Genomic DNA, 26,977 nt, shown 5'->3' on the forward strand with positions numbered 1-26,977 from the left:
AGATGCCGCGGTTGAAGGGTCGCGTCACCCTGGCCACCGTCGCCGACACGGCCGGAGTCTCGGTCGCCACGGTCTCCAAGGTGCTCAACGGGCGCAGCGACGTCTCACCCGCCACCCGGGCACGGGTGCAGGACATCCTCGAGAAGCACGGGTACGTCGGCCGCCGGCCCGAACCGGTCGAGCGCGACACCGTCGAGCTGTTCTACCAAGGCGTGGTGAACGCCTACTCGGTCGAGGTGATCCAGGGCGTCGTCGAGGCGGGGCAGCTGGCCGGCGTCGACGTCGTACTGAATGCGCACCCGAGGCATCCGCAGACCTCGAGCACCGGGCGGGCCGCGCGCTGGATCCGTGAGTTGATCGCCAACGGCCGGCGCGCCGCCATCGGCATCACCAGCGAGCTCGCCGACGCCGACCTCGCCGCGCTGTCCCGGGCCCGGCTGCCGCTGGTGGTCGTCGACCCGGCCAACATCCCGCAGCCTGACGTCACCAGCGTCGGCTCGACCAACTTCGCCGGCGGGATGGCGGCCACCCAGCACCTGCTGTCCCTCGGCCACCGCCGGATCGCGTACGTCGGCGGGCCGCCCACGTCGGGCTGCAACCAGGCCCGGATGAGCGGTTTCCGCAGCGCGATGGAAGCGGTCGGCGCACCGGTGCCACCGGAGTACATCTGGCTGCGGGACTTCCTGTACGACGACGGCCTGGCCGGCGGAGCCAGCCTGCTCGATCTGCCTGATCGTCCGACCGCGATCTTCGCCGGCAGCGACGAGGTCGCCCTCGGCATTCTGGAGGCGGCCCGCGCCCGCGGTCTCCGGGTCCCCGACGACCTCAGCGTGGTCGGCTTCGACGACACCGAGGTGGCCCGGCTGGCATCTCCCCCACTCACCACCGTCAAGCAGCCGCTGCGCGAAATGGGGGCCGTGGCGCTCCGCACGGCCCTCCAACTGGCGGCCGGCGAAAAGGTCGACTCCCACCACGTCGAGCTGGCAACCACCCTGATCATCCGCGCCTCCGCAGCCCCCAACCACTACCCCTCGATCGCAGCCTCCTAGACTCCTTCACGTGAGCATGTCGCCACACTGGGTGAGATGCTTGGGGCAGATAGGTTAAGTCCGTAACGAAAAGGTCCCGGAAAGCCCTGTCCTGACGTAATCTGCCGGACCATGCACAGAGGCGAGCCCGCCCGGCCCAACGTCGTTCAGTCGGCGCTGCTGTTCCTGTTGGTCAGTGGTCTCTGCGGCGCACTGGTCGCGGGCCTGGCACTTCCGTTCGCCGGCCTGGCCGGAGTCACCACCGAGAAGGCGCACGAGACCGTGCAGGACCTTCCGCAGGACCTGCAGACGGCGCCCCTCGCCCAGAAGAGCCAGATCCTCGCCGCCGACGGTTCGCTGATCGCCACGCTGTACCAGGAGAACCGGACGCCGGTCACGCTCAAGCAGATCAGCCCGGTGATGCTCCAGGCGATCGTCGCGATCGAGGACTACAGGTTCTTCGAGCACGGCGCACTGGACGCCAAGGGCACTTTGCGAGCACTGCTGCGCAACCAGACGCAGGGTTCGGTCCAGCAGGGCGGTTCGACCATCACCCAGCAGTACGTGAAGCTCAGCCTGGTCGCGAAGGCACGCACGCCGGAGGAGATCCAGGCGGCCACCGCGGAGACGTACGAGCGCAAGATCGCCGAGCTGCGCTACGCCATCGCGGTCGAGAGGCAGTTCTCCAAGAACGAGATCCTCAACCGCTACCTCAACCTGGCCTTCTTCGGCGATCGCTCGTACGGCGTCGAGGCCGCGGCCATGCACTACTTCGGCGTCCACGCCTCGAAGCTCAACCTGCCGCAGGCCGCGCTGCTGGCGGGCCTGGTGAAGAACCCGACCGGCTACAACCCGACCAACAACCCGAAGCGGGCCAAGGACCGCCGGGATGTCGTACTGCGCCGGATGCAGGAGCTGAACATCATCACGGCGAAGCAGGCCGAGGACGCGATCAAGACGCCGGTGCTCGACCCGGCCAAGATCCGCAACCTGCCGAACGGCTGCGCCAACTCGAAGTACCCGTTCTACTGCGACTACATCGTGGCCAAGCTGAAGGAGAACCCCGCCTTCGGCAAGTCCAAGGAGGACCGCGAGAACTACATCGAGACCGCCGGCCTGATCGTCCGCACGTCGCTCGACCCGAAGATCCAGAAGGCGGCCGAGGCCTCGATCCAGAAGCACTCCAAGCCCACCGACTCCGCGGTCGCCGCGATCAGCATCGTCCAGCCCGGCACCGGGCTGGTGAAGGCGATGGCGCAGAGCAGGCCGTACGGCACCAAGAAGAACCAGACGACGTACAACTACAACGTCGAGAAGTCCTACCCCGGTGGGTACGGCGGGTTCCAGAACGGCTCGACGATGAAGGCGTTCACGATCGCGGCCGCGATCCAGAAGGGCGTCCCGACGACGTACCGGATCAACTCGCCGCAGACGATCAACCTGAGCGGCAAGAAATTCAGCACCTGCACGGGTACGACGTCCGCCGACGACTACACCCCGAAGAACTCCACCAAGACGATCGCCGACCCGTCCATGGTCGACGCGGCCCGCGCCTCGACGAACACCTACTTCCTGCAGCTGTCCCAGCAGATCGGCCTCTGCCCGATCGCCACCGTCGCCGCCAAGCTCGGCATGTACGACGCCCAGACGATGCAGCCGCTGGAGCAGGTCGTCTCGTTCACCCTCGGATCCGCCGGTCTGATCACCCCGCTGATGCTCGCCAACGCCTACGCGACCTTCGCCGCCCGCGGGATGTACTGCAAGCCCCAGGTGATCACCGCGGTCACCACCAGCAAGGGCAAGGCGGTCGCAACACCAGGGCCGAGTTGCAAGCGCGCTCTGTCGCCGACGGTCGCCGACGGCGTCAACTACGTGCTGGAGAAGGTGATGGAGCCGGGTGGCACCGGCGGCAAGCTGAAGTTCGGCAAGAGCGACCTGGCCGGCAAGACCGGAACGATCAACGGCAACATCGCCGTCTGGTTCGCCGGCTACTCCAGCAAGCTCGCCGCCGCGTCGGTGGTGGCCGACGCCACCCCGAAGTACGAGGACCTGGCCAGACTGACCCTGAACGGCAAGAAGATCGGCGACGCGTCCGGTTCGGGTACGGCCGGTCCAGTCTGGAAGACCGCGATGGAACTGGCGCTGAAGGGTCTGCCGTCGAGCAGGTTCGTGGCGCCGGATGACAAGACGATCCGCGGCAACGTGAAGGATCTGCCGTACCTGAAGGGGATGCCGCCGGCCGAAGCGATCGCCAAGCTGGCGGAGCTCGGCTTCAAGGCCCAGGTCGCCCCCGAGCCGGTGGACTCGGACGCGCAGGCGGGCACCGTCGCCTACACCACCCCGCGACAGGAGGACGGCGCGCCGGCCGGCGCGACCGTCACGTTGTTCCTCTCCAACGGGAGCAAGGCGCAACCGCCCACACCGCCGCCGACACCTCCGGTCACCCCGCCGACGATCAAGCCGCCGCCCAACTTCCCGCCCTGCCCGCCCTGGGACCCGAAGTTCCCCAACTGCCGTCGCGGCCGCTGACCGGTCTGTGGATATCCGCGCGCGGGACGGTGGGGTGGGTCACTAGGCTGTGGCCAAGCATCATCGCCACTGCTGAAGGGAAATCCTGTGACCGTCGACGAGCTGCACCGCGCCCGCCAGGAGTACGACGACCTTGTCGCGCGAGGGCTGAAGCTCGACCTGACCCGGGGCAAGCCGTCGCCGCGTCAACTCGACCTCGCGAACGGGATGCTCGACCAGCCGGGTCACCCGGTGTCCGCCGACGGTGCCGACCTGCGCAACTACGGCGGTCTCGAAGGGCTGCCGGAGCTGCGGGCGATCTTCGCCGACGCACTGCAGGTCCCGGCCGGCCAGCTGCTGGCGGCAGGCAACTCCAGCCTCGAGCTCATGCACGACGCGATCGTGTTCGCGCTGCTGGGCGTCGTACCAGGTGCGGAGCGACGCTGGGTCGACGAGCCGGAGATCGCCTTCCTGTGCCCGGTGCCCGGGTACGACCGGCACTTCTCGGTGTGCGAGCGGTTCGGCATCACGATGGTCCCGGTGCCGATGACGCCGGACGGTCCGGACATGGACGTCGTCGAGCGGCTGGTCGCCGCGGATCCACGGGTCAAGGGCATCTGGTGCGTGCCGAAGTACAGCAACCCTGACGGCACGGTCTACTCGGACGAGACAGTCCGCCGGCTGGCGGCGATGGAGACCGCGGCGCCGGACTTCCGGATCTTCTGGGACAACGCGTACGCCGTGCACCACCTGACCGACACCGAGACGCAGATCGCCGACGTCCTGGCGCTGTGTGCGGAGCACGGTCATCCGGACCGGGCGTTCGTGTTCGGGTCCAGCTCGAAGATCACCTTCGCCGGCTGCGGGGTGGCGTTCTTCGGGTCCTCCCCCGCCAACGTCGCCTGGTGGCTGAGCCACACCTCGAAGCGCAGCATCGGCCCGGACAAGATCAACCAGCTCCGGCACGTCCGCTTCCTCCGCGACGCCGACGGGCTGCGGGCGCACATGCGCAAGCTGGCCGAGCTGATCCGGCCCAAGTTCGAGGCGGTCGACAAGATCCTCACCGCCGAGCTCGGCGGCACCGGCCTGGCGTCGTGGACCAGCCCGGCCGGCGGCTACTTCATCTCCCTGCAGGTCCCGGAGGGCTGCGCCCGCGCGGTCGTCGCCAAGGCGAAGGCCGCCGGTATCGCCCTCACCCCGGCCGGCGCCAGCCACCCGTACGGCGACGACCCGGAGGACCGCACGATCCGGATCGCCCCCACCTACCCCGAGCTCCCCGAGGTGGAGGCCGCCATCTCCGGACTGGCCACCTGCATCCGCCTGGTCGGCGCCGAGAAGGCGGCCGCCGGCTGAGCCATCCGCTCCGGTGTGACCGACGAGCTGCTTCCCTGCGGTGTATTTCAGGCGGTTCTGTGGTGGCTCCCCGGCGGTCCGGGCACCACGCGTTGTGCGGCTACCGGCTGAGGGTCACGGTGTCGGGACGTCGAAGAGGAGGCAGGCGGAAGTGGCGTGGGCCAGTAGCGTCCCGCGTTCGTCGTACAGGCTGGATTCGGCGGTGGCGGTGCGGCGGCCGCGGTTGATGATCGCGCCTTCGCAGCGGAGCAGCCCGGAGGCCACCGTGACCGGCTTGATGAACCTCGTCATCAGGTCGAGTGAGGTGTAACCGACGCCGGCCGGGAGCGTCGAATGCACGGTGCAGCCGGCGGCGGTGTCGAGCAGCGTGGCGATGATGCCGCCGTGCACGGTGCCGAGGGGGTTGTAGTGGAACTCCGCGGCCGGCATGAAGACCGTGACCTTGCCCTCCTCGACCTCGAACCCGGTCCCGCCGACGAGCTGCAGGATCGGCGGCGCCGGGATCTCGCCGTCCCGCATCGCCTGCAGCATCTCCAGTCCGGAGACCGCGCCGAGCGACGCCGCGGTCAGGGCCGGGTCGGACCAGGTGAAGGTGCGGCTGCGGGTCGCCTGCTGGGTCTCAGTCATGGACCGAGGCTCGCATCACCCCCTGGGTCTGTCAACGAGACCTAGCCCTCACTACGATGTCCCCATGAGGTATGACGCACTGGACTGGTCGGTGGAGAACTGCCCGATCGGACGGGCGATGGAGATTCTCGGCGAGCGGTGGACCGTGGTGGTGCTGCGCGAGGTGTTCAACGGCATCCGCCGGTTCGACGATTTGCGGATCCGCACCGCGATCCCCCGCCAGGTGCTGTCCAACCGGCTGGCCACACTCGTCGACCACGGCATCCTCCGCCGGGTGCCGTACCGCGAACCCGGCGCCCGGCAGCGCGACGAGTACCGGCTGACCGAGAAAGGCTTCGACCTCTACCCGTTGCTCATCGCGATCCGCGACTGGGGCGACAAGTACCTGGTCGGCCCGGAGGGTTCACCGCTCACCATCGCCCATCGCGACTGCGGCGCCGTCGTGCACACCGAGATCCGTTGCGAGGCCGGCCATACCGTTGTGTCACCGCGCGACGCCGTACCGCGACCTGGTCCGGGCGCTCGGCCGCGGCGTGCGACCGGACGGTCAAACGTATGAAATAAAGGGTTTCGGGGCCCCTGCCACACTTCGTGAGCAATCCTCGGTAGGCTGCTTCGCGCGACGGCGACCTCGCCTGGATCAGGAGGTTGAGTGAGGCAGTTCAATACGCCACCCGGCTGGCCCGACCCGCCGAACGCCAGGTGGCGACCGCCGAAGCGGTGGGGCCCGGCGGAGTCCTGGCCGCCCGCACCTGCCGGCTGGAGGTTCTGGGTCGACGAGAACGGTCGCCCGGTCCGCGGACCGATCGGCCGGTACGGCGGTCCGAGCGTCGTCAAACTCGGCGCGGGCGCGCCCGTCGTGCTCGCCCTACTCGGACTGGTGCTGTTCAACCCGTTCAGCGGCGACGATTCGGCACCCACCGCAGCTCCGTCGACCGCGGTCGAGTCGGCACCGGCGCCGGAGGGTACGCCGACCGCGCCCGAAACCGAGGCCGCCCAGACCAGCCCGACCACGACACCTACGGACGAATCCACGTGGGAGCCAACGCCAACTTCCCCGCCGAGCTCGAAGCCAACCGAGCCGGCATCATCCACGACGCAGCGGTCTTCGACCCCGAAGCCCACCAGCCAACCCACAAGCGCACCGACCACGACCACCGTGACGGTCGCGTACCAGAACTGCGCCGAGGTCCGCGCCGCCGGCAAGGCGCCCCTGCACCGCGGCGATCCGGGGTACTCCGAAGCACTCGACAAGAACGGCGACGGTACGGCCTGCGACCGCGGCAACTCCTGACCCGGCATCTCGCGGCGGACCGCACGGCAGCACGTGCGGTCCGCTGCGGCGTGACGGATCAACCAGCCTGGGCGGTGGTGTAGACGTTCTGGGCGTCGGTGCCGAAGTACGGGCCGAACATCCAGGTCGGGATGAAGTTGATCTTGTAGCTGTTCACAGAGTTGACGATGCCGGCGCCGGTCGCCTCGCTGAACCGCAGGAACCAGCCGCCGCCACTCGAGCCGCCGGTCATGTCACACGTCATCCCGATCCCGTCGGAGATGAACGCGTTGAAGGTCGAGCCACTGCAGTAGATCAGCTTCGAGCCGTCGTACGGCGCGGCGGCCGGGTAACCGAACGCGTACATGTTCTGGCCGCGTGCCTGGTTGAACGCGATGCCCTGGCCGCCGACCACGTCGGTGAGGCTCTGGCCGTTGAGCGGATTCACCACGGCGGCGCCGACGTCGTAGTTGATGTCCTCGCCGGCCACCCACTGCGGCGTCGCGTAGGTCTTCTTCGCGGTCCACGTCCCGTACGGCGTGCTGCCGTTGTTGTACGCGGGGACGAACACCCAGTTGGTGTGGAACGCACCGTCGAGCTTCACGCAGTGCCCGGCGGTGATCACAGTGCTCTCGTTCGTACTCGTCACCGCCGTGCCGCTACAGGACGCAGTACGGCCCTGGTAGGTGAAGAACACCCGGCCTTCGGTGCTGACGATCTTGCCGCCGCCGGTCCACTGACCGCCGCCGTTCGGGAAGGCGGTCGGTGCGACCGTGGTCGGCTTCCCGGCGGCGACCGTACCGGCCAACCGCTGCTTCGGCTTGAGCAGTCGGTCGATCGGCACGGCGGACCGCATCCGCTCGGTTGTCCAGAAGTCGGTGACCTTGGCCTGCTCGGCCTGGGTCATGGCGGCCTCGTGGACGGTTGAAGGGTTCGCCGCGGTCGCCGTACCGGTCAGCGGTACGACGAGGCCGACGGCGCAGGTGGTTGCCAATAGGGCGGAACGAAGGCGGAAACGCTTCATCTGCAGCCACTCTTTCCCGGCCGGTGGGCGTGCCGGCCGTCCTCACGGAACAGATCTGGCCGGGCCGGTTCCTCACTGTCACCGGCCCGTCACGTCAGGTGCGCAACGATAAGCGCACAACGCCCCGCTTCAAAAGCCCTCGGATCAGAGAACCGCCCGTCGCGCCGCGCGCGACGGGCGGGTTGGAGGTGAGGTGCCGCTCCAGGCTGGTCGCCGGTCCCGGCGCCGCCCTGCGCTCCGGCGTCTCAGAGCCGGATCGACTTCTTGTTCATGAACTCCTCGATGCCGGCCGGGCCGAGTTCGCGGCCGATGCCGGAGCGTTTGATCCCGCCGAAGGGCAGGTCCGCCTGGGAGCCGCCGGCCCGGTTGAGGTAGACCATGCCGGCGTCGATCCGTTCGGCGACGCGGCGGAGGCGCTCGGGGTCGGTCCCCCACACGCTGGCACCGAGGCCGAACGGGGTGTCGTTGGCCAGCCGGACCGCGTCGTCCTCGGTCTCGGCCCGGAACACGATCACCACCGGACCGAAGATCTCCTCGTAGTACGCGTCCATCCCGGGCGTGACGTCGGTGAGTACGGTCGCGTCCAGGTAGGCACCGGGCTCGATCCGGTGGCCGCCGGTCCGCAGCGTCGCGCCCTGCTCGACCGCCTTGGCGATCTGGCCCGCAACCTCGTCGGCCGCCGCGATCGACGCGAGTGGTGGCAGCCGGGTCTGCGGATCGGCCGGATCGCCGGGGACGTAGTACTCCGCGACCCGCTTGGTCAGGCGGTCGACGTACTCGTCATAGATGTCGGCGAGCACGATCATCCGCTTCGGCGCGTTGCACGACTGGCCGCAGTTCCGCATCCGCGCGGTCGCGGTGGCGTTGACCGTCTCGTCCATGTCGTCGGTGTCGAGGATGATCAGCGGATCCGAGCCACCGAGTTCGAGCACGGTCTTCTTCAGGTGCCGCCCGGCCTCGGCGGCGACCGACACACCGGCCTGTTCGCTCCCGGTCAGCGAGACGCCCTGGATCCGTGGGTCGGCCAGGATCGCGGGGACCTGCCGGCTGGACGCGAACGTGTTCACGTAGACGTCGTCCGGTATGCCGGCATCGCGCAGCACAGCCTCGATCGCACGGGCCGAGCGTGGGCAGATCGACGCGTGCTTGAGCAGGATGGTGTTGCCGAGCACCAGGTTCGGCGCGACGAAGCGGGCTACCTGGTAGCACGGGAAGTTCCACGGCATGATCCCGAGCAGCGCGCCGATCGGGCTCTTGGTGATGACCGCCTTGCCACCTTTGATGTCCAGCGGTTCGTCGGCCAGCAACGCCGGCCCGTTCTCGGCGTAGTACCGGAAGATGTCGACCACGATGCCGATCTCGCCGCGGCCCTCGTTGATCCGCTTGCCCATCTCCAGCGTCATGATCGCGGCCAGCTCGTCGGCCCGCTCCTCGAACAACTCCGCAGCCCGCGCCACAATCCCGGCCCGCTCCTCCACCGACCGGCTTCGCCATCCCGGATACCCCGAGTGCACCCGCCCGATCGCCTCCCGCACCTCCTCGTCCGTCGAGTTGGCCACCTCCTCGACCAACTCCCCGTTCGCAGGGTTCGTCACGACATACATGCGGCCTCCATCCACCAACGACGCAAACGCCCAGGCTAACGGCTTCATTCCATACTGTATACAGTCATCTCAGCAGTTTGGTCGGCCATGTCGCGAGGCATGCTGATGTCAGCCGTTGTCCCGCCCCTTCGTCGATCGGATGCCCGCCCGTGTCTGAGCAACGGAAGTTTCGTGTTGTCCTGCGGCTGGTCGCCGTACTGGCTGCTGTTTCGGTGCCGGGTCTGGCAATCGCCGCGCCGGATGCCGCGCCTCCCCCGGATCCCGCGAATGCCTGGCAGTACCCGCACTGGCCGCAGAAGCAGCCCTGGCAAGAGTCGGGTGAGCAGCAGCGGATCGCATCGACGACCGGCGACGGGTTGCCCGGGCCGATCGATCCGCAGAACTGGGAGAACCCGGACCACATGACCTGGAGCGACTACCGCAAGCCGCCCGGGACGAACTGGGCCGATCCGAGCGTCAAGGGGTCCACCCGGACCTTCAAGGGCGCGCTCGTCCTGGTCGACTACCCGAACCAGGATTTCGTCGTGACCAAGCCGAAGGGCTCGACACCATTCGGCAACCCGAGCGCCGAGGCGAACGGCGTACCGCGGGAGCAGGTCGCCCAGTTCTACCAGGACTTCCTCAACACCCCCGGCACGCTGAACCGCGGTCACACCATCCACGAGTACTGGATGGAGGACTCCGGCGGCCGGTACGGCGTCGAGCTGACCGCGTTCGGCCCGTACCGGATGCCCGGCAAGTCGCACGAGTACGCGATGGAGTTCCAGGGCGGCACCGCCTGTCCGGCCGGGGACACCTGCACCAAGAACATCCGGACCGACGCCCGCGCCGCCTGGGTCGCGGCCGCCGGCCCGGAGGTGCCGGCCGGTTTCGACTTCGTCTTCTACCTGAGCGCCGGGCAGGACGAGTCGTCCACCTGGCAGGAGTTCGGGATGATGAAGTTCCCGGCCAAGGAGGACGTGACCGAGGCGTTCGGGCCACCGGACCCGAACCTGCCGAACTGGTCGAACACCCGGTACGTCGAATGGACCTCCTGGGCCGCCGGCGCGTCGATCTGGCCGAACGCGGGCGGCGGTTCGTCGACCCAGGCCGAGAGCTCCGGCATGGGCGTCTACGCCCACGAGCTGAGCCACATCCTCGGTATCGGCGACAACTACAACAACCCGTACGGCGTACCACCGCGGCGCGCGTACACCGGGATCTGGGAGATGCTCAGCCGCGGCAGCTTCAACGGACCGGGTGGACCACACAGCCGGTGGATGATCCCGGCGACCGGCGGTGGGTCGATGGGCGCCCAGCACATGCTGCGGAACAAGATCAAGCTCCAGATGGTCGACGAGCAGAACGTCCTGCGGCTGTCCCGGGACGCGTTGAAGTCCTCGGGCGTGGTGATCGCCGACGTCACCGCCCGGGCCGTGCAGCCGGGACCGAAGGGTCTGGCCGGCGTCAACATCGAGCTCGGCACCGCCGGTGATCTCGCCCCCGCGTGCGACGTCGCGAAGGACCCGATGTGCGACGGCCGCGGGTACCAGAACTACACGATCGAGGTCGTCGACCGGATGGGCACCGACTCGTTCACACCCGACTCCGGCGTCCTGCTGGCGAAGACGAAGAACGAGGACCGGGCGCCGTTCGAGTGGGTCATCGACGCGAACCCGCAGGACATCAACATGACCGACTACGTGCTGCCTGACGGTACCAAGATCCCGATCACGATCGGCGACTACCGCCAGCTGTCGGACGCGCTGTTCCACGCCGGCACGAACTCGGGCAGCGAGTACGAGTACACCGACGCCGCCAACCGCCTGCACTTCTACATCACCAACGTACGGCGGGACCGCCACGGCGTGCTGTCCTACACGGTCGCCATCCGATCCCTCGACGGCGCGGGACCGCAGCAGCGCGGTGTCCGGGTCACCCCGGCAGCCGCGGTGAAGGGCCAGAACGGCGTACTGACCTGCAACTTCCCCCTCACCAACACCGGCAACGCAGGCACCGGAAGGCAACACCCCGAGGACGTCACGTCATACCTCAAGGGCGATGTCTACCGCCTCACCGCCAAGATCGACGGCCAGGGCTGGTCGATGTCCCTCCCCAACGCTCTGACCACCGCCAACGCCGGTGAACAGGTCGCAGTCCCCGTCCATGCAAAGGCCGGCACAAGCCCGCTCGCCAAGATCACCCTGACCGCAGTGTCAGAAAGCGACCCCACCAAGAAATCCACCGCCACCTGCAACGCAATCAGGCAGTAAGTTCAGCCAGCTCGTCAAACGTCCAGACACCGCTGACGCCGGGCGCGGAAAGCAGGTACTCCGCGACCCGGCGAGCGGTCCAGCCGTGTGCCTCGGACAGTCCGGCGGCGATCCAGCGGAGGTACGGAAGTGTGGGCGCCTTCGGCTCGAGATCTGCGGCCGTGCCGTGGGTGACGGTGAACATGGGTACGCCGTCCTGCTCGCCCAACCGGGCCACCGTCTCGTAGTGGCCTTCGCCCATCGCGTGGACGGTGTCGACACCGGGCAGCAGGCCAGCCAGGTCGCGAGCGAATTCGCCGCCGGGTTCGCGGCGCATCTCCTGAGCGGCGACATCACCGAACTGATCCGGCGTCACCAGATAGGCCCGCGCAGCCACCCGTCCCGGCATCTCGGGGTCGTAGAACGCCGACCCTCCACCCCACGTCCTCGACTCCCCCGCGAACACCAGCCCACCCGGCACCTCGACGGCGGCGATCCGATCAGGATCACGCCGATCGCGGCAGCCCGGGTAGACCCGCGCCCCGCCGGCAGGGCGGCCGCCGGCCAGGTAGCACCGAAAGCGGCCGAGCGCGAGATTGGACCCGTAGGCGACGTACCAGACTTGCTGCATCAATCCCCTCAGACTGGAAGCGGATGTTCCGCGAAGGCCTGCTCTGCCTCCGCCAGCACGATGCGGGAAGCATCACGGTACCGCCGATCCGCCTCCGCCGCGGTGTCGCCCACCGCCGTGAGCCCAAGCCGGCCGACCTCGGTCAGGCAGCTGATCATGTGGAACACCACCCCGACCTGCCGGGACTGGTCGAAGTGCAACCCGTGCCGCGCCACGATGTCGAACAGGTCCGCCGGCATCAATCCCTTGAGCAGATCCGACTCGAGGTGATCGGTCGCCACCAGGTGCTTTTCGTGGCCACCGGGGGTCAGGAACAGCGCGGTCCCCGGGTCGTAGCGCCCGTCGGTCAGGAACTGCAACGTCAGGAACGGATGCGTCGTGCCGCCCTTGCGCAGATTCAGTTCGATCGCGTACGGCGTCCAGCCGCCGTCGGCCCGGCGGACCACGACGAAGTCGACCGCGAACCGCCCGAGTGCACCTCTGCGCGCGAGCTCCCGCCCGATCGTCGCGGCATGCTCGGTGATCAGTCGCGCGTATCCCGGCGCAGCCGGGAACACACACCCCAGGTAGCTCTGACCACTCGCTCCGCCGAGCAGCTGGTCGTGTGTCGACAGCAACTCGACCTCGCCACCGGGCACGACCCGGAGCTGGACGCTCGGGCTGCGCAGGTCGTCGCCGGCGATCCGCTCCTCCACGATCCCGCCGTTCTCGGCGAACTTGGCGAGGTAGACCTCGAAGGGCGTCGACGGGGACTCCAACTCCATCTCGCGTAGCCGCTTCAGCACCTCGTCCCGCTCCCCCTCCGTACCGGGCGCCGGTAGCCCCGTCAGCCGGACCACGGCGTTGCCCTCGCCGGAGACACCCTCATTGAGCTTCACGATCGCGCTGTCCATGGCCGGCCGTTCGGCGCGCATCGTCAGCAGCGCGCCGGCCAAGTCGTCAAGGCTGCGCAGGTTCTCCGCGCCCAGCGGATGCGGTACGCCGACCTCCGCGAACAGCCGCCGGCACCCGGACTTCGAGCCCAGTGGCGCCAGCCGCGGATCGGCGCCGTACATCGGGATGCCGAGACTGATCGCGACGTCGCGTTCCAGCTCGGTCGTGTTGTAGGGCACCAGGTGCGAGCGCATCGGGTTCGGGATCAGCGCGCCGATCCGGCGGAGCAGCCGCGGCCGGGCCAGCAGCTTCTCGCTGAGCGCGACCGGCGAGGCGTCGTTGACCGCGATCAGCGACAGCCGGGCGCGGGCGTGGCTCGGGATCACGCCGGGCAGCAAGGCCAGGTAGTACTCGACGATCTCGGGTGCGATCGGCATCGAGGTCACGTAGACCATCCGCAACCGCGGTTCCCGCAGCAGGATCAGCAGGAACAGGAAGCGCTCCTCGTAGGCCTGCATCATGGTCCCGGTCCCCGCGGCCTGGGTCTTGTCGAGCGTGATCGAGGGTACGACGACGACGGACTCGTCGTCGTAGTTCATCCGCATCGCCTCCCAGACGCCGGCCATCCGCTCCTGTAGCTGGTCGAATCGGAGATAGCGCTCGTCTTCGGTGAGCGCGGACAACCCGCGCGCCGCCTCGCCGGGCGGAGTCCACAGGTCGCCGGTCATGGTGCCTCCCGGCCTGGACTGAGGAGCGGCGTGACGAGGGAAGGGCGGGAGGCAAGGGCCCCAAGACCCGTCGGCGCCGAAGGCGAGGCAATGTGTACCGTCATGACGCGATCCTGGAGTTGTCGAGACCGCGGATGCTGAAGGCGTGCACGGTCCGGCTGAACCCACGAACCTCCCGGTGCCCCACGTCCTCGCCGATGACCACGTCGCCGGCGGCGCTGTAGACGCGTTCGGTCGCCAAGATCTGCCAGGGTTCGGCGTCGGCGCACAATCTGGCCGCGAGGTTGGTCACGCTGCCGATCGCGGCGTAGTCGAGCCGTGTGTCGAAGCCGATCGTGCCCAGCGTCGCGTATCCCTGGGCGACCCCGATGCCGAGCGCGAGGTCGTGCCCGCGCCGGCTCCACGTCTCGGCCAGCCCACGCACCCGGGTCCGCATCGCCACACCCATCCGCAACGCGCGTAACGGGCCGTCCTCGCATCGGACCGGATCGTTGAAGAACACCATCAGTCCGTCACCCGCGAACCGTTCCAGGGTTCCCTCGAACCGGAAGATCAGGTCGCCGAGCGCCTGGTGGTACTCCTCCAGCACGCCCATCACCTCCTCCGGCTCGCTCGCCTCCGCGAAGGTGGTGAAGCCGCGCAGGTCGCAGAAGACCACGACGATCTCGCGCCGGTGACTGGCCAGGAACGACTCGTCACCGGAGTCGACGATCAGCTCGGCCAGTTGCGGGCTGAGGAACCGGCGCAACCGGCTCATCCGCTGCAGCTGCGACACCTGGCTCTCGACCCGCGACTCCAGTTCCCGGTTCCAGGCGGTCAGCTCGGCGGTCTGGCGTTTGATCGTGTCCTGGTACCGCTTGATCCTCGCCAGCGACGCCACCCGGGCGAGCAGTTCACTCTGGTTGACCGGCTTGGTCAGGAAGTCGTCCGCCCCGGCCTCGAGCGCCTTCACCTTCTGCTCGTCACCGCTGGCCGTGACCATCACGACCGGCAGGTACGCCGTGTCCACCTGATCGCGGATCCGGCGGCACACCTCGTACCCGTCGATGCCGGGCATCAGAATGTCCAGCAGGACGAGATCGATGTCCTCGGCACCGATCAGCTCCAGCGCCTGTTCCCCCGAGGAGGCCGTCAGGACGTCGTACCCGCGCGGAGCGAGGATCGCTTCCAGCAACCGGACGTTCGGCGGCTGGTCGTCGACCACCAGCACCCTGGTCATGGGGCCTCCCGGCCTGGACTGAGGAGTGTAGGGAGCGAAGCGACTGAAGCGACGAGGGAAGGACGGGAGTCAAAGCCCCATGACCCGCCGCGCCGGAGGCGTGGCATCAATACGGTCATGGGGCACCGCCGAGCCGGAGGAAGTCCCTGACCTGCTCGGGAAGCCGGCGGATGCTGATCGGCTTCTCGACGTACCCGGTGAATCCCGACGCGAACGCGCGCTCACGGTCATGATCCATCGCGAACGCCGTCACCGCCACCACCGGTACGTCGCGGGTCCGCTCGCTCGCCCGGATCCGGCGCAACGCCTCGGCGCCGTCGATACCGGGCAGTTGCAGATCCATCAGGATCAGGTCCGGTTCCTCCGACGCCGCCAGCCGGACCCCGTCCTCGCCCGAGGTCGCCTCGATCACCTCGTAGCCGGAGAATCGCAATACGTCGCGCACCAGCTTGAGATTCTTCGGATTGTCTTCCACGACCAGGATCCGCCCTGGGTTCATCTATGCTCCCCCTCGTCTGTAACGGCTCCCACCGCTCTCAGAGCGTGGAGCAAGGCGTCCCGGCTGACCGGCTTGACCAGATAGCCGGCGGCACCGAGAGCGGCGCCGCGCGCCCGTTCGTCGACGATCGAGACGATGACGACCGGGATGTCGCGCGTTGCCGGTTCGGCCTTCAGCGCCTGGAGGACCGCCCACCCGTCGATCCCCGGCAACCTGATGTCCAGCAGTACGGCGACTGGCCGGACCCGGCGTACGGCGTCAAGCCCGGACTGGCCGTCACCGGCCACCGTGACCCGCAACGCCGCTCCGGACAGGTACGCCGTCATCAGGTCGACCGACGGCCGGTCGTCCTCGATGACGACCACGTCACCGACCCGCCGGCTCGCGTCCGGCCGACCCTCGTTCTCCCTGCTGCGCAAGGAGAATCCGAACGTGCTGCCGGCCCCGACCTCGCTCTCCAACCACATCCGGCCGCCGAGCAGCTCGACGATCCGGCGCGACAGCGTCAGCCCCAGCCCGGTGCCCTCCTCCTGCGACGGACCTCGGCCGCCCTGCTGGAACGACTCGAAGATCCGCTCGCGATCCTCCGCCGGGACGCCGCGACCGGTGTCGGTGACGGCGATGTGGATGTCGCCACCGGACCGGGTCGCACGGACCACCACCGAGCCGCCGTCGTCGGTGAACTTGACCGCGTTCGTCATGAGGTTGAGCACGACCTGCTTGAGCCGCAGCTCGTCGGCGTACACCTGGTCGATGTCCGGGTCGATCTCGACCCGGACATCGATGCTGTGCGCGGTGGCCCGTTCGCGCAGCATCGACGCGGTGTTCTCCAGCACCCGGCGCAGCGGGAAGGTCGAGTACTCCAGCTCCATCCGGCCGGCCTCGACCTTGGACAGGTCGAGGATCTCGTTCAGCAGTTCGAGCAGGTGCCTGCCCGAGCCGTGGATGTCGCGAAGGTACTCCTCCTGCCGTTCGTTGAGCTCCCCGAACATGCGCTCCAGCAGCACTTCGGAGAATCCGAGAACGGCGTTCAGCGGCGTACGCAACTCGTGCGACATGCTGGCCAGGAACTCGGACTTGTGCCGGCTCGCGACCTCGAGCTCCGCACTGCGCTGTTTGAGCTCCCGGAACAGCCGTGCGTTCAGCAGCGCGAGCGTCGACTGATCGGCGAACATCTCCAGCAGCGTCAGCGCCTCGGCTGAAAACTCGCCCGGCCGCTTGCGGCGCACGACCAGCGAGCCGAGGATCTGCCCCGCGCGCAGCAGCGGTACGGCGACCAGCGAGCGCCAGCCGGCCTCGTACAGCACGGCCAGGTGTGGATCCAGCTCGGCCGTACCGAGATCCGGCACCGCCAGCGGCCGGCCGAGCTTGGCCGCGCGGCCGACCAACGTCTCGTCGAGGTGGATGCGGGTCGTCCGCAGCCGTTCGATCACGCCCGGATCGGTTTGGTAGACGCTCCGCACCAGGAAGCACTGCTCGTCCTGGTCGTACTCCATGATCGAACCACCGTCCGTCGCCGAGATCCGGACGGCGTGCTTGGCGATGGTCGACAGCACCTCGGTCACGTCGAGGCTGGAGTTGACCGCCTCACCGACCTCGCGCAGCGCCTCCAGTTCATTGACCCGGCGGGCCAGCTCGGCGCCGCGCGCCTCGAGCTGCTGAACCAGCTTCACGCTGTTGACGGCCATCGCCGCCTGCCCCGCGAAGGCGGTCAGGAGGTTCTGCTCCCGCTGGTCGAACGGACTGACGTCGTTGCGCCAGACGCCCAGCACCCCGACCACCTCGTCGTCGATCAGCATCGGCGCGCCCATCGTGGTCCGGAAGCCCCCTACCCGCTGCAGGTCCTGGCGGTTGTAGTCCGGATCGGCCAAGACGTCGGCGATCTGCTGGGTGGTGTGATCCAGGCCGGCCCGGCCGATCAACGTCCCACGATCCATCGGGATCGGGCGCTCGGTGATGTAGCGGATCGACTCCTCCGACATCCCGACGGCTTTGAGGAGCCGGTAGTACCCGTTCCCGAACACGTACAGCTGAGCTGCCTGCGACCGGCACAGCCGGCGCGCGCTCTCGACGATCGTGGTGAGCACCCGGTCCGGGTCGCCGGCCGAGCGGCCGACCGCGGAGAGTACTTCGTTGGCCGCGGAGAACTGGTCGGACAAGGCCGCGAGCTGACCTTGGATCCGCTGGTGGTCCACGTCCGATCCGGCGGCCCCAGCGAGCGCCCGCCCGTCCATCGCAGCCTCCCCACCCCGGGTCCCCCAGGCCGCGCCATCAAGTCTCCCCCCGTTCGTGGCAAGGAGCAATCACCATCGGTGATCGAACCACCGTTTGAACGCTCGGAACAGTGTGAAACGTGCCTGGAACAGACAGCAGAGTTCATCTTCCATCGGTTAATCGTTCAGGCTAGGGTGCCTGCGATGCAGTGCTGGTGTTCCAGACTCCACCCGCCCCACCGCCCACCAGGAGACGCGCATGCCAGACATCAACCGTCGGAGGTTCCTAGAGCTCGCCGGGGCCACGGCCGCGTTCAGTGCGATGGCGAACAGCATCGAGCAGGCGGCCGCGGTCCCGGCGCATCGCCGGCACGGCAGTATCGAGGATGTCGAGCACATCGTCGTGCTGATGCAGGAGAACCGTTCGTTCGACCACTACTTCGGCACGCTCAAGGGTGTCCGCGGGTTCGGCGATCCCCGGCCGGTGACGTTGCCAAGCGGTCAGCCGATCTGGCACCAGACGAGCAGCACCGGCCAGGAGACGCTGCCGTTCCACCCGGAGGCCGACGACCTCGGCCTGCAGTTCCTGCAGGGCCTGCCGCACAGTTGGCCGGACGGACAGCAGGCCATCAACAAAGGCAAGTACAACCAGTGGATCGCGGCCAAGTCCGCGGTCACGATGGCGTACCTGACCCGCGAGGACATCCCGTTCCACTTCGCGCTCGCGGACAAGTTCACCATCTGCGACGCCTACCACTGCTCGTTCATCGGCGCGACCGACCCGAACCGCTACTACCTGTGGACCGGGTACACCGGCAACGACGGCACCGGCGGCGGCCCGGTGCTGGGGAACGACGAGCTCGGCTACGGCTGGACGACGTACCCGGAACGGCTCGAGCAGGCCGGTGTCTCGTGGAGGATCTACCAGGACATCGGCGACGGCCTCGACGCGGCCGGCCACTGGGGCTGGATCGAGGACGCGTACCGCGGCAACTACGGCGACAACTCGCTGCTGTACTTCAACACCTACCGCAACGCCCAGCCGGGCGACGCGCTGTACGAGAAAGCCCGCACCGGCACCAACGCGAAGACCGGTGAGAACCTGTTCGGCCGGCTGGCCGCGGACGTCAAGGCCGGCCGCCTTCCCCAGATCTCCTGGATCGCCGCCCCCGAGGCGTTCAGCGAGCACTCGAACTGGCCGACCAACTACGGCGCCTGGTACATCTCCCAGGTCCTCGATGCGCTCACCGCCAACCCCGAGGTCTGGAGCAAGACCGCGCTGTTCGTCACGTACGACGAGAACGACGGCTTCTTCGATCACATCGTCCCGCCGTACCCGCCGGCGTCCGCCGCGCAGGGGTTGTCGACAATCGACACGACGCTGGACTACTACCCTGGCAGCAGCAAGTACGTCGCCGGGCCGTACGGACTCGGGCCGCGGGTGCCGATGTTCGTGGTGTCGCCCTGGAGCACCGGTGGTTACAGCTGCTCGGAAGTGTTCGACCACACCTCGATCATCCGGTTCATGGAGCGCCGGTTCGGTGTGCACGAGCCGAACATCTCGCCGTGGCGGCGGGCGATCTGCGGTGACCTCACCTCCGCCTTCGACTTCGGTACGTCGAACACCCGGCCGGCGGACCTGCCCGACACCTCGGCGTACGAGCCCCCGGACAACGACCGGCACCCGGACTACCGGCCGACGCCGCCCGCGGTCGGCAGTGTCCCGGCCCAGGAGCGCGGCCGTCGCCGTACCAGGCCGTTGCCCTACGCATCGGTCATCGACGGATCAGTTGCCGGTGGCAAGTACACGCTGACGTTCAGCTCCGGCCCCGAGGCCGGCGCCCAGTTCCTGATCACGTCCGCGAACCGGACCGACGGTCCGTGGACGTACACCACCGAGGCCGGCAAGAGCATCGCGGACAGCTGGAACACCGTGTACTCCAACGGCGTCTACGATCTGACCGTGCACGGCCCGAACGGCTTTCTGCGTGCCTTCAAGGGCAAGCCCGCCACCACCCTCGAGGTCACCGCCCGCGACAACCCCCACACCGGCGACCTCGACCTCACCTTCACCACGACCACCGCCGTCCGCATCACCATCACCAACGCGTACGGCGGAAGCCCCAAGACCTTCACCCTTCGCCCAGGCAAGACCACTCACACCGTGACCACCACCAGCCGCTGGTACGACGTCCACGTCGCCACCGACTCGGACCCGACGTACCTCCGCCGCTTCGCCGGCCACGTCGAAACCGGCGCCTCAGGCCTCAGCGACCCCGCGATCCGGACGGTCTGACCGAAGGTTGCCTTCAGATGATCGGGGTTTCCGGGGCGCTGGCGGCGGGGGCTTCGGTCTTCTCCTCCTCGTCGAGTTCGTCGACCTTGATGCGGGTGGTCCAGCGGTTGTCGGGGTCGGGTTGGGGGATGGAGTCGAGCAGGAGTTTCGTGTACGGGTGCGACGGCTCGTGCATGACGGTCGACACCGGGCCGCGTTCGACGATGGAGCCCTTGGTGATGACCATAACCTCGCCGCCCAGGTAGTAGACGGTGGACAGGTCGTGGGTGATGAAGAGCGTGGTCATGCCGTGTTCGCGCTGGAAGTCGAGCAGGATGTCCAGGAAGTGCTTGCGCACCTGGGCGTCCAGCATCGACACCGGCTCGTCCGCGATGATGAACGACGGCCGCAGCATGTGTACCCGGGCCAGCATGATGCGTTGCCGCTGGCCGCCGGACAACTGGTGCGGGTAGCGGCCGAGCACGTTCTCGGGCTCCAGCCGGACGGCGCGCAGTGACTCCTCGATCAATTTCAAGCCGGCGGACCGGGTCGACGCCAGCCCGAACTTCTTCACCGCCTTCCACAGCGCCCGATCCACGCGGTAGAAGGGATTGAAGATCGCGTAAGGATCCTGGAACACCGGCTGGACGTCGCGCCGGTACGCGTCGTACTCGGCCCTGCTCAGCTTGAAGATGTCCTTGCCGCCGTACAGCACGGACCCGGCGGTCGGCTTCTGCAGGCCGAGCACGTTACGGGCGATCGTGCTCTTCCCGCTGCCGCTCTGCCCGACCAGGCTGACCACCTGCGGCGGTTCGGCCGCGAGCGTGAAGCTCACGTCGTCGACCGCGGTGATGTAGCCGCCGGCCACCCCACGGGCATGGAATCGTTGCTGCACGCCACGAAGTTCGAGCTCGGACTTCATGAGGCCCTCCGTCCCAGTCGCGGAATCGACTCGATCAGCTGGCGGGTGTAGGGGTCCTGCGGGTCCTTGAACACCTGCCGTACGTCGCCGACCTCCACCAGCCGGCCTTCGTACATGACCGCGACCCGGTCGGCCAACTGGGCGTGTACACCCATGTCGTGCGAGATCACCATCAGCGTCACACCGAAGTCGGTGCGCAGGTCGGCCAGGGACTGCAGGATCACGCGCTGGATCGTCACGTCCAGCGCCGTGGTCGGCTCGTCGGCGATCACCAGGTCCGGTTCGAGGGCGACGGCGATCGCCATCAGCACCCGCTGCTTCATCCCGCCCGACAGCTCGTGCGGATACATCCGCGCGACCCGCGGCTCCAACCCGACCTGGCCGAGCAGCCTGGGGATCAACTCCCCCAGCGAGGCCTTGCGCGCCGGCGCGTGTTCCAGGATCACGTCCTTGAACTGGTCCTGCACCCGCATCACCGGGTTGAGCGAGCTCATCGATCCCTGCGGCAGGTACGACAACGCCGACCACCGCAGGACCCGAAGCTGCTCGCCGTTCACCTTCAGCAGATCCACCGGTGAACGCTTGGCCGGATGGAACATCGCCGAGCCGGCCGTCACCCTGCCCGGCGGTTTCAGCAATCGCAGCAACGCGACCGCCAGCGTGCTCTTTCCACTGCCCGACTCCCCCGCGATTCCGAGGATCTCGCCTCGGCGGACGGCGAGATCCAGGTCGCGCACCGCCTTCACGTCACCGCGGTTGGTGGAGTAGGTGACCTCCAGTCCCTTCACTTCCAGCACCGAGTCATTCACCGGCCACTCCCCTCAGCCGCGGGTTGTAGACCTCTTCCAGCCCGATATTGATCATGTTCAGCGCCGCGAACAGCAACGTCAGCAGCACGATCGGAACCACGAACATCGGCCACGCGCCCAGGGTCAGCGCCCCGGTGTTGATCGCGTTGAAGATGATCTGGCCGAGGTCGATCACGCCACCCGGCCCGAGCCCGATCACCTCCAGGCCGACCAGCCCGAAGATCGCCCCCAGCGCCGACGACGCGAACCCGACCCCGATGAACGGCAGCAGGTTCGGCAGCAGCTCGGTGGTGATGATCTCGAGGTCACGCGCCTTGCTCACCCGGGCCAGGTCGACGTACGGGCGCGACCGCAGGCTCAGCACCTGCGCCCGGATCGTCTTCGCCGCGAACGGCCAGGAGAAGATCGAGATCATCACCCCGACCTGGAACAGGCTGACGTTCTTCGCGTACGCCGACAACGCGATCAGCAACGGGAACGTCGGAATGACCAGCAGCACCCCGGTGAACGTCGACAGCACCCCGTCGATCCATCCACCCTTGTACCCGGCCACGAACGCCACGATCACCCCGACCACAGTCGAGATCACCCCGGCAATAGCGCCGATCTGCAACGACACCGACAGCGCCTTCACCACCATCGCGAACACGTCCCGGCCGAACTGATCGGTGCCCAGCAGATGTCCGGGCCCCGGCACGAGCCACTTCTCGTACGCCGCCACCTCGATCGGGTCCTGGTCGCCACCGATGGCCTTCGTGATCAGTGGGCTGAACAGCGCCAGCAGAACCATCAGTCCGAGGATGACCAGTCCGGCCGCGAGCCGGCGGCTGTTCCGGACGGTTCGCAGTATTGCGGTAATTGCTCTGCTCATCGGATTCGTCGCGGGGAAGCCTCGGCCTTCAGGGCCGGGGCACCACGACTGCCTCCCTTCGGAGATCGGGAACTGTCGGTCCCGGCTGATTGGATCAGCGGCATGTCGCGATACCGGATGTACCCGACCGCCGCACAGCAGACTGCGTTGCTGGAGCAGTGCAGGTATGCCCGATACGTGTGGAACCTGGCGCTTGAGCAGTGGTCGATGTGGACCCGCGACAACGCCGCGGCACCAGGCTTTGCTGCGCAATGCCGGCAGTTGACCGAGGCCCGGGCCGAGTTCGACTGGCTGCGGGCAGGGTCGCAGACCGTCCAACAGCAAGCGCTGCGAGACTTCGACCAAGCCGTCAAGAACTTCTACGCCGGGACCCACCGACGACCGACGTGGCGCAGAGCCGGCCTGCACGAAGGATTTCGGATCGTCGGCCCGCAAGCGGGTCGCGTGGTCAAGCTGAACCGCAACCGGGGATGGGTGCGGGTGCCCAAGGTCGGATGGGTACGTTTCCGGCTGTCCCGTACCGTTCCCGACGCGAAGTCGTACCGCATCACCCGCGACCGCGCGGGCCGCTGGCACCTTGCGTTCGCCGTCATCCCACCACCGATCCCCGCATCTGGCACAGGTGAGGTCGTCGGCGTCGACCGCGGCATCGCAGTCTCGGCCGCCCTGTCCACCGGCGAACTCCTGTCGTGCCCAGGACTGTCGGACCGTGAACAGGAACGGCTGAAGCACCTGCGACGCCGCCTGGCCCGGTGCCGTCGCGGCTCCAACCGGCGACGCCGGGTGCAGGCCGCGATCGCCAAGCTGCACGCCCGTTCCGGCGACCGACGCAAGGACTGGGTCGAGAAAACCAGCACCGCCCTCGCCCGCCGCTTCGATGTCATCCGGGTCGAGGACCTGCGGATCACGCAGATGACCGGGCGACCCAAGCCCAAGCCCGATCCCGAACGGCCAGGCGTGTATTTGCCGAACCGTCGCCGCGCCAAGGCCGGACTGAACCGGGGCATCCTCGCCAACGGCTGGGGCCTGCTGGTCCGGCGCCTGGAGCACAAGGCCGCGGGCCGGGTCGAGAAAGTGAATCCCGCGTTCACGTCGCAGACCTGCAGCGTCTGTGGGCATCGCGCATGGGGAAACCGCGAGAGCCAAGCGGTCTTCCGGTGTGTGGCCTGCGGGCACCTGGCGAACGCGGACGTGAACGCGGCAGCGAACATCGCGGCCGGACGGGCCGTCAGCGCACGCCGAGAGACGCCCGTACGGGTCTCGCCGAAGCGTGAACCTCAACACGCTACCTCCGCGTAGTGGTTGGAATCCCCGTCTCTTCAGGACGGGGAGGACGTCAATTCCAGTACTTGACCCGCGGGTCAAGCAGTGGCAGTAGGAGATCCAGGGGCAGGACGGCGGTCAGCACCGAGAAGATCGCTATGTCGGTAACGCCGAGGATGGTGTTGAAGTCGAGCTGCTGGATCGCCGTGACCAGCGTGGTGCCGAGACCCGGGTAGTTGAACAGCTGCTCGACCAGCACATTGCCGTTGAAGATGAAGCCGAGCGAGATGCCGAACGCGGTGATCTGCGGCAGGTAGCAGTTCCGCAATGCGTACCGGGTCAGGATCCGCCGGCCCTTCAGGCCCTTCGCCTCGGCGTACACCAGGTAGTCCTCGCCGAGTACCGGGACCATCAGCATCCGGGTGGACAGGATCCAGCTGAACGTGCCGATCAGCACGATCGACAGGCCCGGCAGCAACCCGTGCTTCAGCACACTGCCGATGAACTGCGGCGTGATCCCCGGATTGATGGAGGAGTCGTACGCCGATCTCGCCGGCAGCATGCCCATCGAGTAGGCGAAGATGTACACCAGGATCAGCGCGACGAAGAAGTACGGCACGTGAGACAGCGCGATCGACAGGTTGGTCGCGATCGCGGATCCGAGCTTGCCGCGCCGCCAGCCGGCGATCGCACCGATGACGACGCCGAGGACCCAGGCCAGCACGGCGGAGATCCCGAGCAGACCGATTGTCCAGGGCAACGATCTCAGGATCACGTCCTGAGCCGGCGTCGGGTAGTTGATCAGCGACGGGCCCAGATCGCCGTGCAGGATCAGTTTCTCCATGTACTTCAGGTACTGGGAGAACAGGTTCCCGGTGAGGCCGAACTCCTGCTGATAGCGGGCGATGATCTCGGCGCTCGCCTGCTGGTTGTAGATGTAGTTCTGCTGCAGTGTCTGGATCAGCGTCTGGATCGGGTCACCAGGAATCAGCCGGAAGAAGAAGAACGCGATGGTGAGCGCGCCCCACAGCTCGACCAGGTACAGCCCGAACCGGCGGATCGCGTATGCCGCCAGCGGATGCCGTGACAGCCAGGCCCGCACCCCCGAGGAAGGTGCCGAGTCCTGGCTCTTGTCGACAGCTGCCACCGGCGGGGCTTCCGCCGTCACGCCGGTCCCTTCTGCCCGGTGGGCTTGATCTTGCCGAGCACGAAGGTGAAGTGCGGCCACCAGTTCAGCGGCACCTCGTAGAGGTCGTCGTCGGTCGGCCAGCCGGTCCAGAAGGTGGTGTTGAAGAACTGCGGGTAGCCGGTCTGGATCACCGGCAGCATCGGCAGCTCCTGGAAGTAGATCTCCAGCGCCTGGTCGAGCAGCGGTTTCGCCTCCTCGCTGTTCGGGTCCATTCCGGCCAGCTGGTGGGAGACCTCGTCGAACTTCGGGTTCCGGAACCGCATCTTGTTCTTACCGGCGGCGTTCTTGCCGACCGGTTGCGCCTTGCTGCTCTCCCAGTCGGTGTACAGCTGCTCGGGGTCGATGGCGAACCCGGCCCAGCTCGAGTCGATGTCGTACTCGCCGCGCTGGAACTTCTCGTCGTGCACGCTGCCGGACAGGCTGCGCAGCGTGGCCGGCACCCCGACCTTCGCGAGGTCGGTCTTCAGCACGTTGGCGATCGCGTACTCGTCCTTGTCGACCTGCGCGGGCGTGATGATCTCGAGGACGATCTCCTTGCCCTTGTAGGTGCGCTTGCCGGACGCGTTCTTCGGTGCGATCTCGTCCAGCAGCTCGCTGGCCTTGTCCAGGTTGTACTCGAACTTGTACTTGTTCGCCAGTTCGTCGTTCTTCCACTTGTCGTTGGTTGGGTAGTCGGCCCACGGGTAGCTCGCGGGCGGTACCTCGACCTGCCACACCGACTTGCCGATCTTCTCCCGGTCCAGGCAGTAGTTGATCGCCCAGCGCATCTTCGGCTCCGCCATCACACCCCGGGCCGGGTCGCAGTTCAGCCACAGCACCCGCGGGTTCGGGTCGTGGAACTGCGTGGTCTGCAGGTTCGGGTAGCCGGTGTTGCTCAGCTGCTTGGCGTGCTGGGCGTCGATCGAGCCGACGTCGAACTCGGCTCGCTCGAACGCCAGCGCGGCCTGGTCGGCCTGCTTCGACATGCTCTGGAAGATCACGTACTGCGGCTTGACGTCGAGCTTGCCCCTGTTCCAGTAGTTCGGGTCCTTCTCCCAGACGAACATCTTCTGGTTGCGGATCGCCTGCTTCAGCTTGTACGGCCCGGACCGGACCGGCGGGTTGTCCTTGTACTTGGTCGGGTCCTGCGACTTCCACACGTGCTCGGGCATGACGTTGATCGGCGCGCCGGAGATCGCCGCGATGAAGTTGTAGTGGAGCCGCGGCGTCGGCTTGAGCAGTTTGACCACCGCGGTGTGGTCGTCCGTCACCTCGACGTCCTTCACGAACTCCTTCAGCTCGCCGCCGCCGCCGAACAGGTCGGGCCGGTCCTTCAGCAGCATGACGGTGAACTTGAAGTCGTTCGCGCCCAGCGGCTGACCGTCGCTCCAGTGCGCGTTCGGATCGAACTTCATGGTCAGCTCGGTGTGGCTGTCGTTGTACTTGTACTCCGTCGCCAGCCACGGCGTCAGCTTGCCGGTGGCGAAGCTGAGGAAGAACAACGGCTCGGTGGCGAGCTCGACGCCCGCGCCCCCGGGTGAGCCGTTCGGGATCATCCCGTTGAAGCTGTCGAAGACCGTGTACTCGACCTGGCCGACGATCACCGACTGATCCCGCGGGACCGGGATGTTGGCCTTGCCGATCTGGACTGACTTGGTCGCGGCGGGCTGGTTGTTGGCGGGCTTGTCGGAGTAGGAGCCGCCGTTGCCGGAGCAGGCGGCAAGCAGGCCGGTCAGCGCGGCGGCCGCGCCGCCTCCGACCAGGCTCCGCCGGCTCAGCTGATAGCGGACCACGTCATCGACGTCTTCGAACTGCGGGCGCGGCCCTTCATTCGTGTCTGATACGGCGCTCATGACGA

Annotated in this window: 21 protein-coding genes; 8 read left to right on the plus strand and 13 right to left on the minus strand. The window is 67.7% G+C overall.

Going from position 1 to position 26,977, the window contains the following annotated elements:
- Window positions 1-2: 2 nt before the first annotated feature.
- The 3 genes from AB0F43_RS22580 (at window position 3) to AB0F43_RS22590 (ending at window position 4,889) form a co-directional block, all read left to right on the plus strand.
- Window positions 3-1,049 (plus strand): LacI family DNA-binding transcriptional regulator, encoded by a 1,047-nt coding sequence (locus AB0F43_RS22580; protein ID WP_360479992.1) that lies wholly within the window; start codon window positions 3-5, stop codon window positions 1,047-1,049.
- A 111-nt stretch (window positions 1,050-1,160) separates the two neighbouring features.
- Entirely contained in the window at window positions 1,161-3,557 is a 2,397-nt protein-coding gene (locus tag AB0F43_RS22585; RefSeq protein WP_360479995.1) for a transglycosylase domain-containing protein, read from the plus strand.
- 87 nt (window positions 3,558-3,644) lie between these two features.
- Window positions 3,645-4,889 (plus strand): aminotransferase class I/II-fold pyridoxal phosphate-dependent enzyme, encoded by a 1,245-nt coding sequence (locus tag AB0F43_RS22590; RefSeq protein ID WP_360479998.1) that lies wholly within the window; start codon window positions 3,645-3,647, stop codon window positions 4,887-4,889.
- A 114-nt stretch (window positions 4,890-5,003) separates the two neighbouring features.
- Here AB0F43_RS22590 and AB0F43_RS22595 read toward each other — a convergent pair whose 3' ends face one another.
- The gene (locus AB0F43_RS22595) at window positions 5,004-5,516 is read right to left on the minus strand and encodes a PaaI family thioesterase (protein WP_360480001.1); all 513 of its coding nucleotides are present in this window, start codon (window positions 5,514-5,516) and stop codon (window positions 5,004-5,006) included.
- Window positions 5,517-5,580: 64 nt separating this feature from the next.
- Here AB0F43_RS22595 and AB0F43_RS22600 point away from each other — a divergent pair, with 64 nt between their 5' ends.
- Complete coding sequence (locus AB0F43_RS22600; protein ID WP_360480004.1) at window positions 5,581-6,075, plus strand: helix-turn-helix domain-containing protein; 495 nt, start codon at window positions 5,581-5,583, stop codon at window positions 6,073-6,075.
- Between the two features lie 93 nt (window positions 6,076-6,168).
- Window positions 6,169-6,810: an excalibur calcium-binding domain-containing protein gene (locus tag AB0F43_RS22605; RefSeq protein ID WP_360480007.1), complete on the plus strand. Its 642-nt coding sequence runs from the start codon at window positions 6,169-6,171 to the stop codon at window positions 6,808-6,810.
- 58 nt (window positions 6,811-6,868) lie between these two features.
- On the opposite strand, the gene AB0F43_RS22610 is transcribed toward AB0F43_RS22605, so the two are convergent.
- Entirely contained in the window at window positions 6,869-7,813 is a 945-nt protein-coding gene (locus tag AB0F43_RS22610) for a hypothetical protein (protein WP_360480010.1), read from the minus strand.
- Between the two features lie 245 nt (window positions 7,814-8,058).
- On the minus strand, window positions 8,059-9,417 hold the full coding sequence (locus tag AB0F43_RS22615; protein ID WP_360480013.1) for an NAD-dependent succinate-semialdehyde dehydrogenase: 1,359 nt from the start codon (window positions 9,415-9,417) through the stop codon (window positions 8,059-8,061).
- Window positions 9,418-9,566: 149 nt separating this feature from the next.
- On the opposite strand from AB0F43_RS22615, the gene AB0F43_RS22620 reads away from it, so the two are divergent.
- Window positions 9,567-11,669, plus strand: a complete 2,103-nt coding sequence (locus AB0F43_RS22620; RefSeq protein WP_360480016.1) for a M6 family metalloprotease domain-containing protein — start codon at window positions 9,567-9,569, stop codon at window positions 11,667-11,669.
- On the opposite strand, the gene AB0F43_RS22625 is transcribed toward AB0F43_RS22620, so the two are convergent.
- The 5 genes from AB0F43_RS22625 to AB0F43_RS22645 form a co-directional block, all read right to left on the minus strand.
- The gene (locus AB0F43_RS22625; protein WP_360480019.1) at window positions 11,659-12,279 is read right to left on the minus strand and encodes a histone deacetylase; all 621 of its coding nucleotides are present in this window, start codon (window positions 12,277-12,279) and stop codon (window positions 11,659-11,661) included. The genes AB0F43_RS22620 and AB0F43_RS22625 overlap by 11 nt on opposite strands.
- Before the next feature lie 8 nt (window positions 12,280-12,287).
- Window positions 12,288-13,880 (minus strand): peptide ligase PGM1-related protein, encoded by a 1,593-nt coding sequence (locus AB0F43_RS22630; RefSeq protein WP_360480022.1) that lies wholly within the window; start codon window positions 13,878-13,880, stop codon window positions 12,288-12,290.
- A gap of 100 nt (window positions 13,881-13,980) precedes the next feature.
- The gene (locus AB0F43_RS22635; RefSeq protein WP_360480025.1) at window positions 13,981-15,099 is read right to left on the minus strand and encodes a response regulator; all 1,119 of its coding nucleotides are present in this window, start codon (window positions 15,097-15,099) and stop codon (window positions 13,981-13,983) included.
- Between the two features lie 115 nt (window positions 15,100-15,214).
- Window positions 15,215-15,598, minus strand: coding sequence for a response regulator (locus AB0F43_RS22640; RefSeq protein ID WP_360480028.1), 384 nt, complete (start codon window positions 15,596-15,598; stop codon window positions 15,215-15,217).
- The gene (locus tag AB0F43_RS22645; RefSeq protein ID WP_360480031.1) at window positions 15,595-17,832 is read right to left on the minus strand and encodes a GAF domain-containing protein; all 2,238 of its coding nucleotides are present in this window, start codon (window positions 17,830-17,832) and stop codon (window positions 15,595-15,597) included. Before AB0F43_RS22645 ends, AB0F43_RS22640 begins: the two co-directional genes overlap by 4 nt.
- A 238-nt stretch (window positions 17,833-18,070) precedes the next feature.
- Here AB0F43_RS22645 and AB0F43_RS22650 point away from each other — a divergent pair, with 238 nt between their 5' ends.
- A complete protein-coding gene (locus AB0F43_RS22650) occupies window positions 18,071-20,107 on the plus strand; it encodes a phosphocholine-specific phospholipase C (protein ID WP_360480034.1) in 2,037 nt (678 codons plus the stop codon).
- Window positions 20,108-20,120: 13 nt separating this feature from the next.
- Here the strand turns inward: AB0F43_RS22650 and AB0F43_RS22655 are convergent, their stop codons facing one another.
- Genes AB0F43_RS22655 through AB0F43_RS22665 form a run of 3 tightly spaced genes read right to left on the minus strand, consistent with a single transcriptional unit; the run spans window position 20,121 to window position 22,688 of the window.
- Entirely contained in the window at window positions 20,121-21,008 is an 888-nt protein-coding gene (locus AB0F43_RS22655; RefSeq protein ID WP_360480037.1) for an ABC transporter ATP-binding protein, read from the minus strand.
- Window positions 21,005-21,817 carry an ABC transporter ATP-binding protein gene (locus AB0F43_RS22660; RefSeq protein WP_360480040.1) on the minus strand — a complete coding sequence of 271 codons (813 nt, stop codon included), beginning with the start codon at window positions 21,815-21,817 and terminating at the stop codon, window positions 21,005-21,007. Before AB0F43_RS22660 ends, AB0F43_RS22655 begins: the two co-directional genes overlap by 4 nt.
- A complete protein-coding gene (locus AB0F43_RS22665; RefSeq protein WP_360480043.1) occupies window positions 21,810-22,688 on the minus strand; it encodes an ABC transporter permease in 879 nt (292 codons plus the stop codon). The genes AB0F43_RS22660 and AB0F43_RS22665 overlap by 8 nt, the downstream gene beginning before the upstream one ends.
- Before the next feature lie 102 nt (window positions 22,689-22,790).
- Between AB0F43_RS22665 and AB0F43_RS22670 the strand changes: the two genes are divergently transcribed.
- Window positions 22,791-23,987: a transposase gene (locus AB0F43_RS22670; protein WP_360480046.1), complete on the plus strand. Its 1,197-nt coding sequence runs from the start codon at window positions 22,791-22,793 to the stop codon at window positions 23,985-23,987.
- A 37-nt stretch (window positions 23,988-24,024) separates the two neighbouring features.
- On the opposite strand, the gene AB0F43_RS22675 is transcribed toward AB0F43_RS22670, so the two are convergent.
- Both AB0F43_RS22675 and AB0F43_RS22680 read right to left on the minus strand, forming a co-directional pair.
- Window positions 24,025-25,119, minus strand: coding sequence for an ABC transporter permease (locus AB0F43_RS22675; RefSeq protein WP_360480049.1), 1,095 nt, complete (start codon window positions 25,117-25,119; stop codon window positions 24,025-24,027).
- Entirely contained in the window at window positions 25,116-26,972 is a 1,857-nt protein-coding gene (locus AB0F43_RS22680) for an ABC transporter substrate-binding protein (protein ID WP_360480052.1), read from the minus strand. Before AB0F43_RS22680 ends, AB0F43_RS22675 begins: the two co-directional genes overlap by 4 nt.
- Window positions 26,973-26,977: the final 5 nt, after the last annotated feature.

The organism is Kribbella sp. NPDC023972, assembly GCF_040639075.1.
GTDB lineage: Bacteria > Actinomycetota > Actinomycetes > Propionibacteriales > Kribbellaceae > Kribbella.

Excerpts from the sequence above, each read along its gene's own strand:
- AB0F43_RS22645 (WP_360480031.1), bottom strand. The coding sequence starts at position 17,832 with ATGGACGGGCGGGCGCTCGCTGGGGCCGCCGGATCGGACGTGGACCAC.
- AB0F43_RS22665 (WP_360480043.1), bottom strand. The coding sequence starts at position 22,688 with ATGAGCAGAGCAATTACCGCAATACTGCGAACCGTCCGGAACAGCCGC.
- AB0F43_RS22580 (WP_360479992.1), top strand. The coding sequence starts at position 3 with ATGCCGCGGTTGAAGGGTCGCGTCACCCTGGCCACCGTCGCCGACACG.
- AB0F43_RS22630 (WP_360480022.1), bottom strand. The coding sequence starts at position 13,880 with ATGACCGGCGACCTGTGGACTCCGCCCGGCGAGGCGGCGCGCGGGTTG.
- AB0F43_RS22615 (WP_360480013.1), bottom strand. The coding sequence starts at position 9,417 with ATGTATGTCGTGACGAACCCTGCGAACGGGGAGTTGGTCGAGGAGGTG.
- AB0F43_RS22610 (WP_360480010.1), bottom strand. The coding sequence starts at position 7,813 with ATGAAGCGTTTCCGCCTTCGTTCCGCCCTATTGGCAACCACCTGCGCC.
- AB0F43_RS22600 (WP_360480004.1), top strand. The coding sequence starts at position 5,581 with ATGAGGTATGACGCACTGGACTGGTCGGTGGAGAACTGCCCGATCGGA.
- AB0F43_RS22680 (WP_360480052.1), bottom strand. The coding sequence starts at position 26,972 with ATGAGCGCCGTATCAGACACGAATGAAGGGCCGCGCCCGCAGTTCGAA.
- AB0F43_RS22635 (WP_360480025.1), bottom strand. The coding sequence starts at position 15,099 with ATGACCAGGGTGCTGGTGGTCGACGACCAGCCGCCGAACGTCCGGTTG.
- AB0F43_RS22640 (WP_360480028.1), bottom strand. The coding sequence starts at position 15,598 with ATGAACCCAGGGCGGATCCTGGTCGTGGAAGACAATCCGAAGAATCTC.
- AB0F43_RS22595 (WP_360480001.1), bottom strand. The coding sequence starts at position 5,516 with ATGACTGAGACCCAGCAGGCGACCCGCAGCCGCACCTTCACCTGGTCC.
- AB0F43_RS22625 (WP_360480019.1), bottom strand. The coding sequence starts at position 12,279 with ATGCAGCAAGTCTGGTACGTCGCCTACGGGTCCAATCTCGCGCTCGGC.
- AB0F43_RS22670 (WP_360480046.1), top strand. The coding sequence starts at position 22,791 with ATGTCGCGATACCGGATGTACCCGACCGCCGCACAGCAGACTGCGTTG.
- AB0F43_RS22650 (WP_360480034.1), top strand. The coding sequence starts at position 18,071 with ATGCCAGACATCAACCGTCGGAGGTTCCTAGAGCTCGCCGGGGCCACG.
- AB0F43_RS22585 (WP_360479995.1), top strand. The coding sequence starts at position 1,161 with ATGCACAGAGGCGAGCCCGCCCGGCCCAACGTCGTTCAGTCGGCGCTG.
- AB0F43_RS22655 (WP_360480037.1), bottom strand. The coding sequence starts at position 21,008 with ATGAAGTCCGAGCTCGAACTTCGTGGCGTGCAGCAACGATTCCATGCC.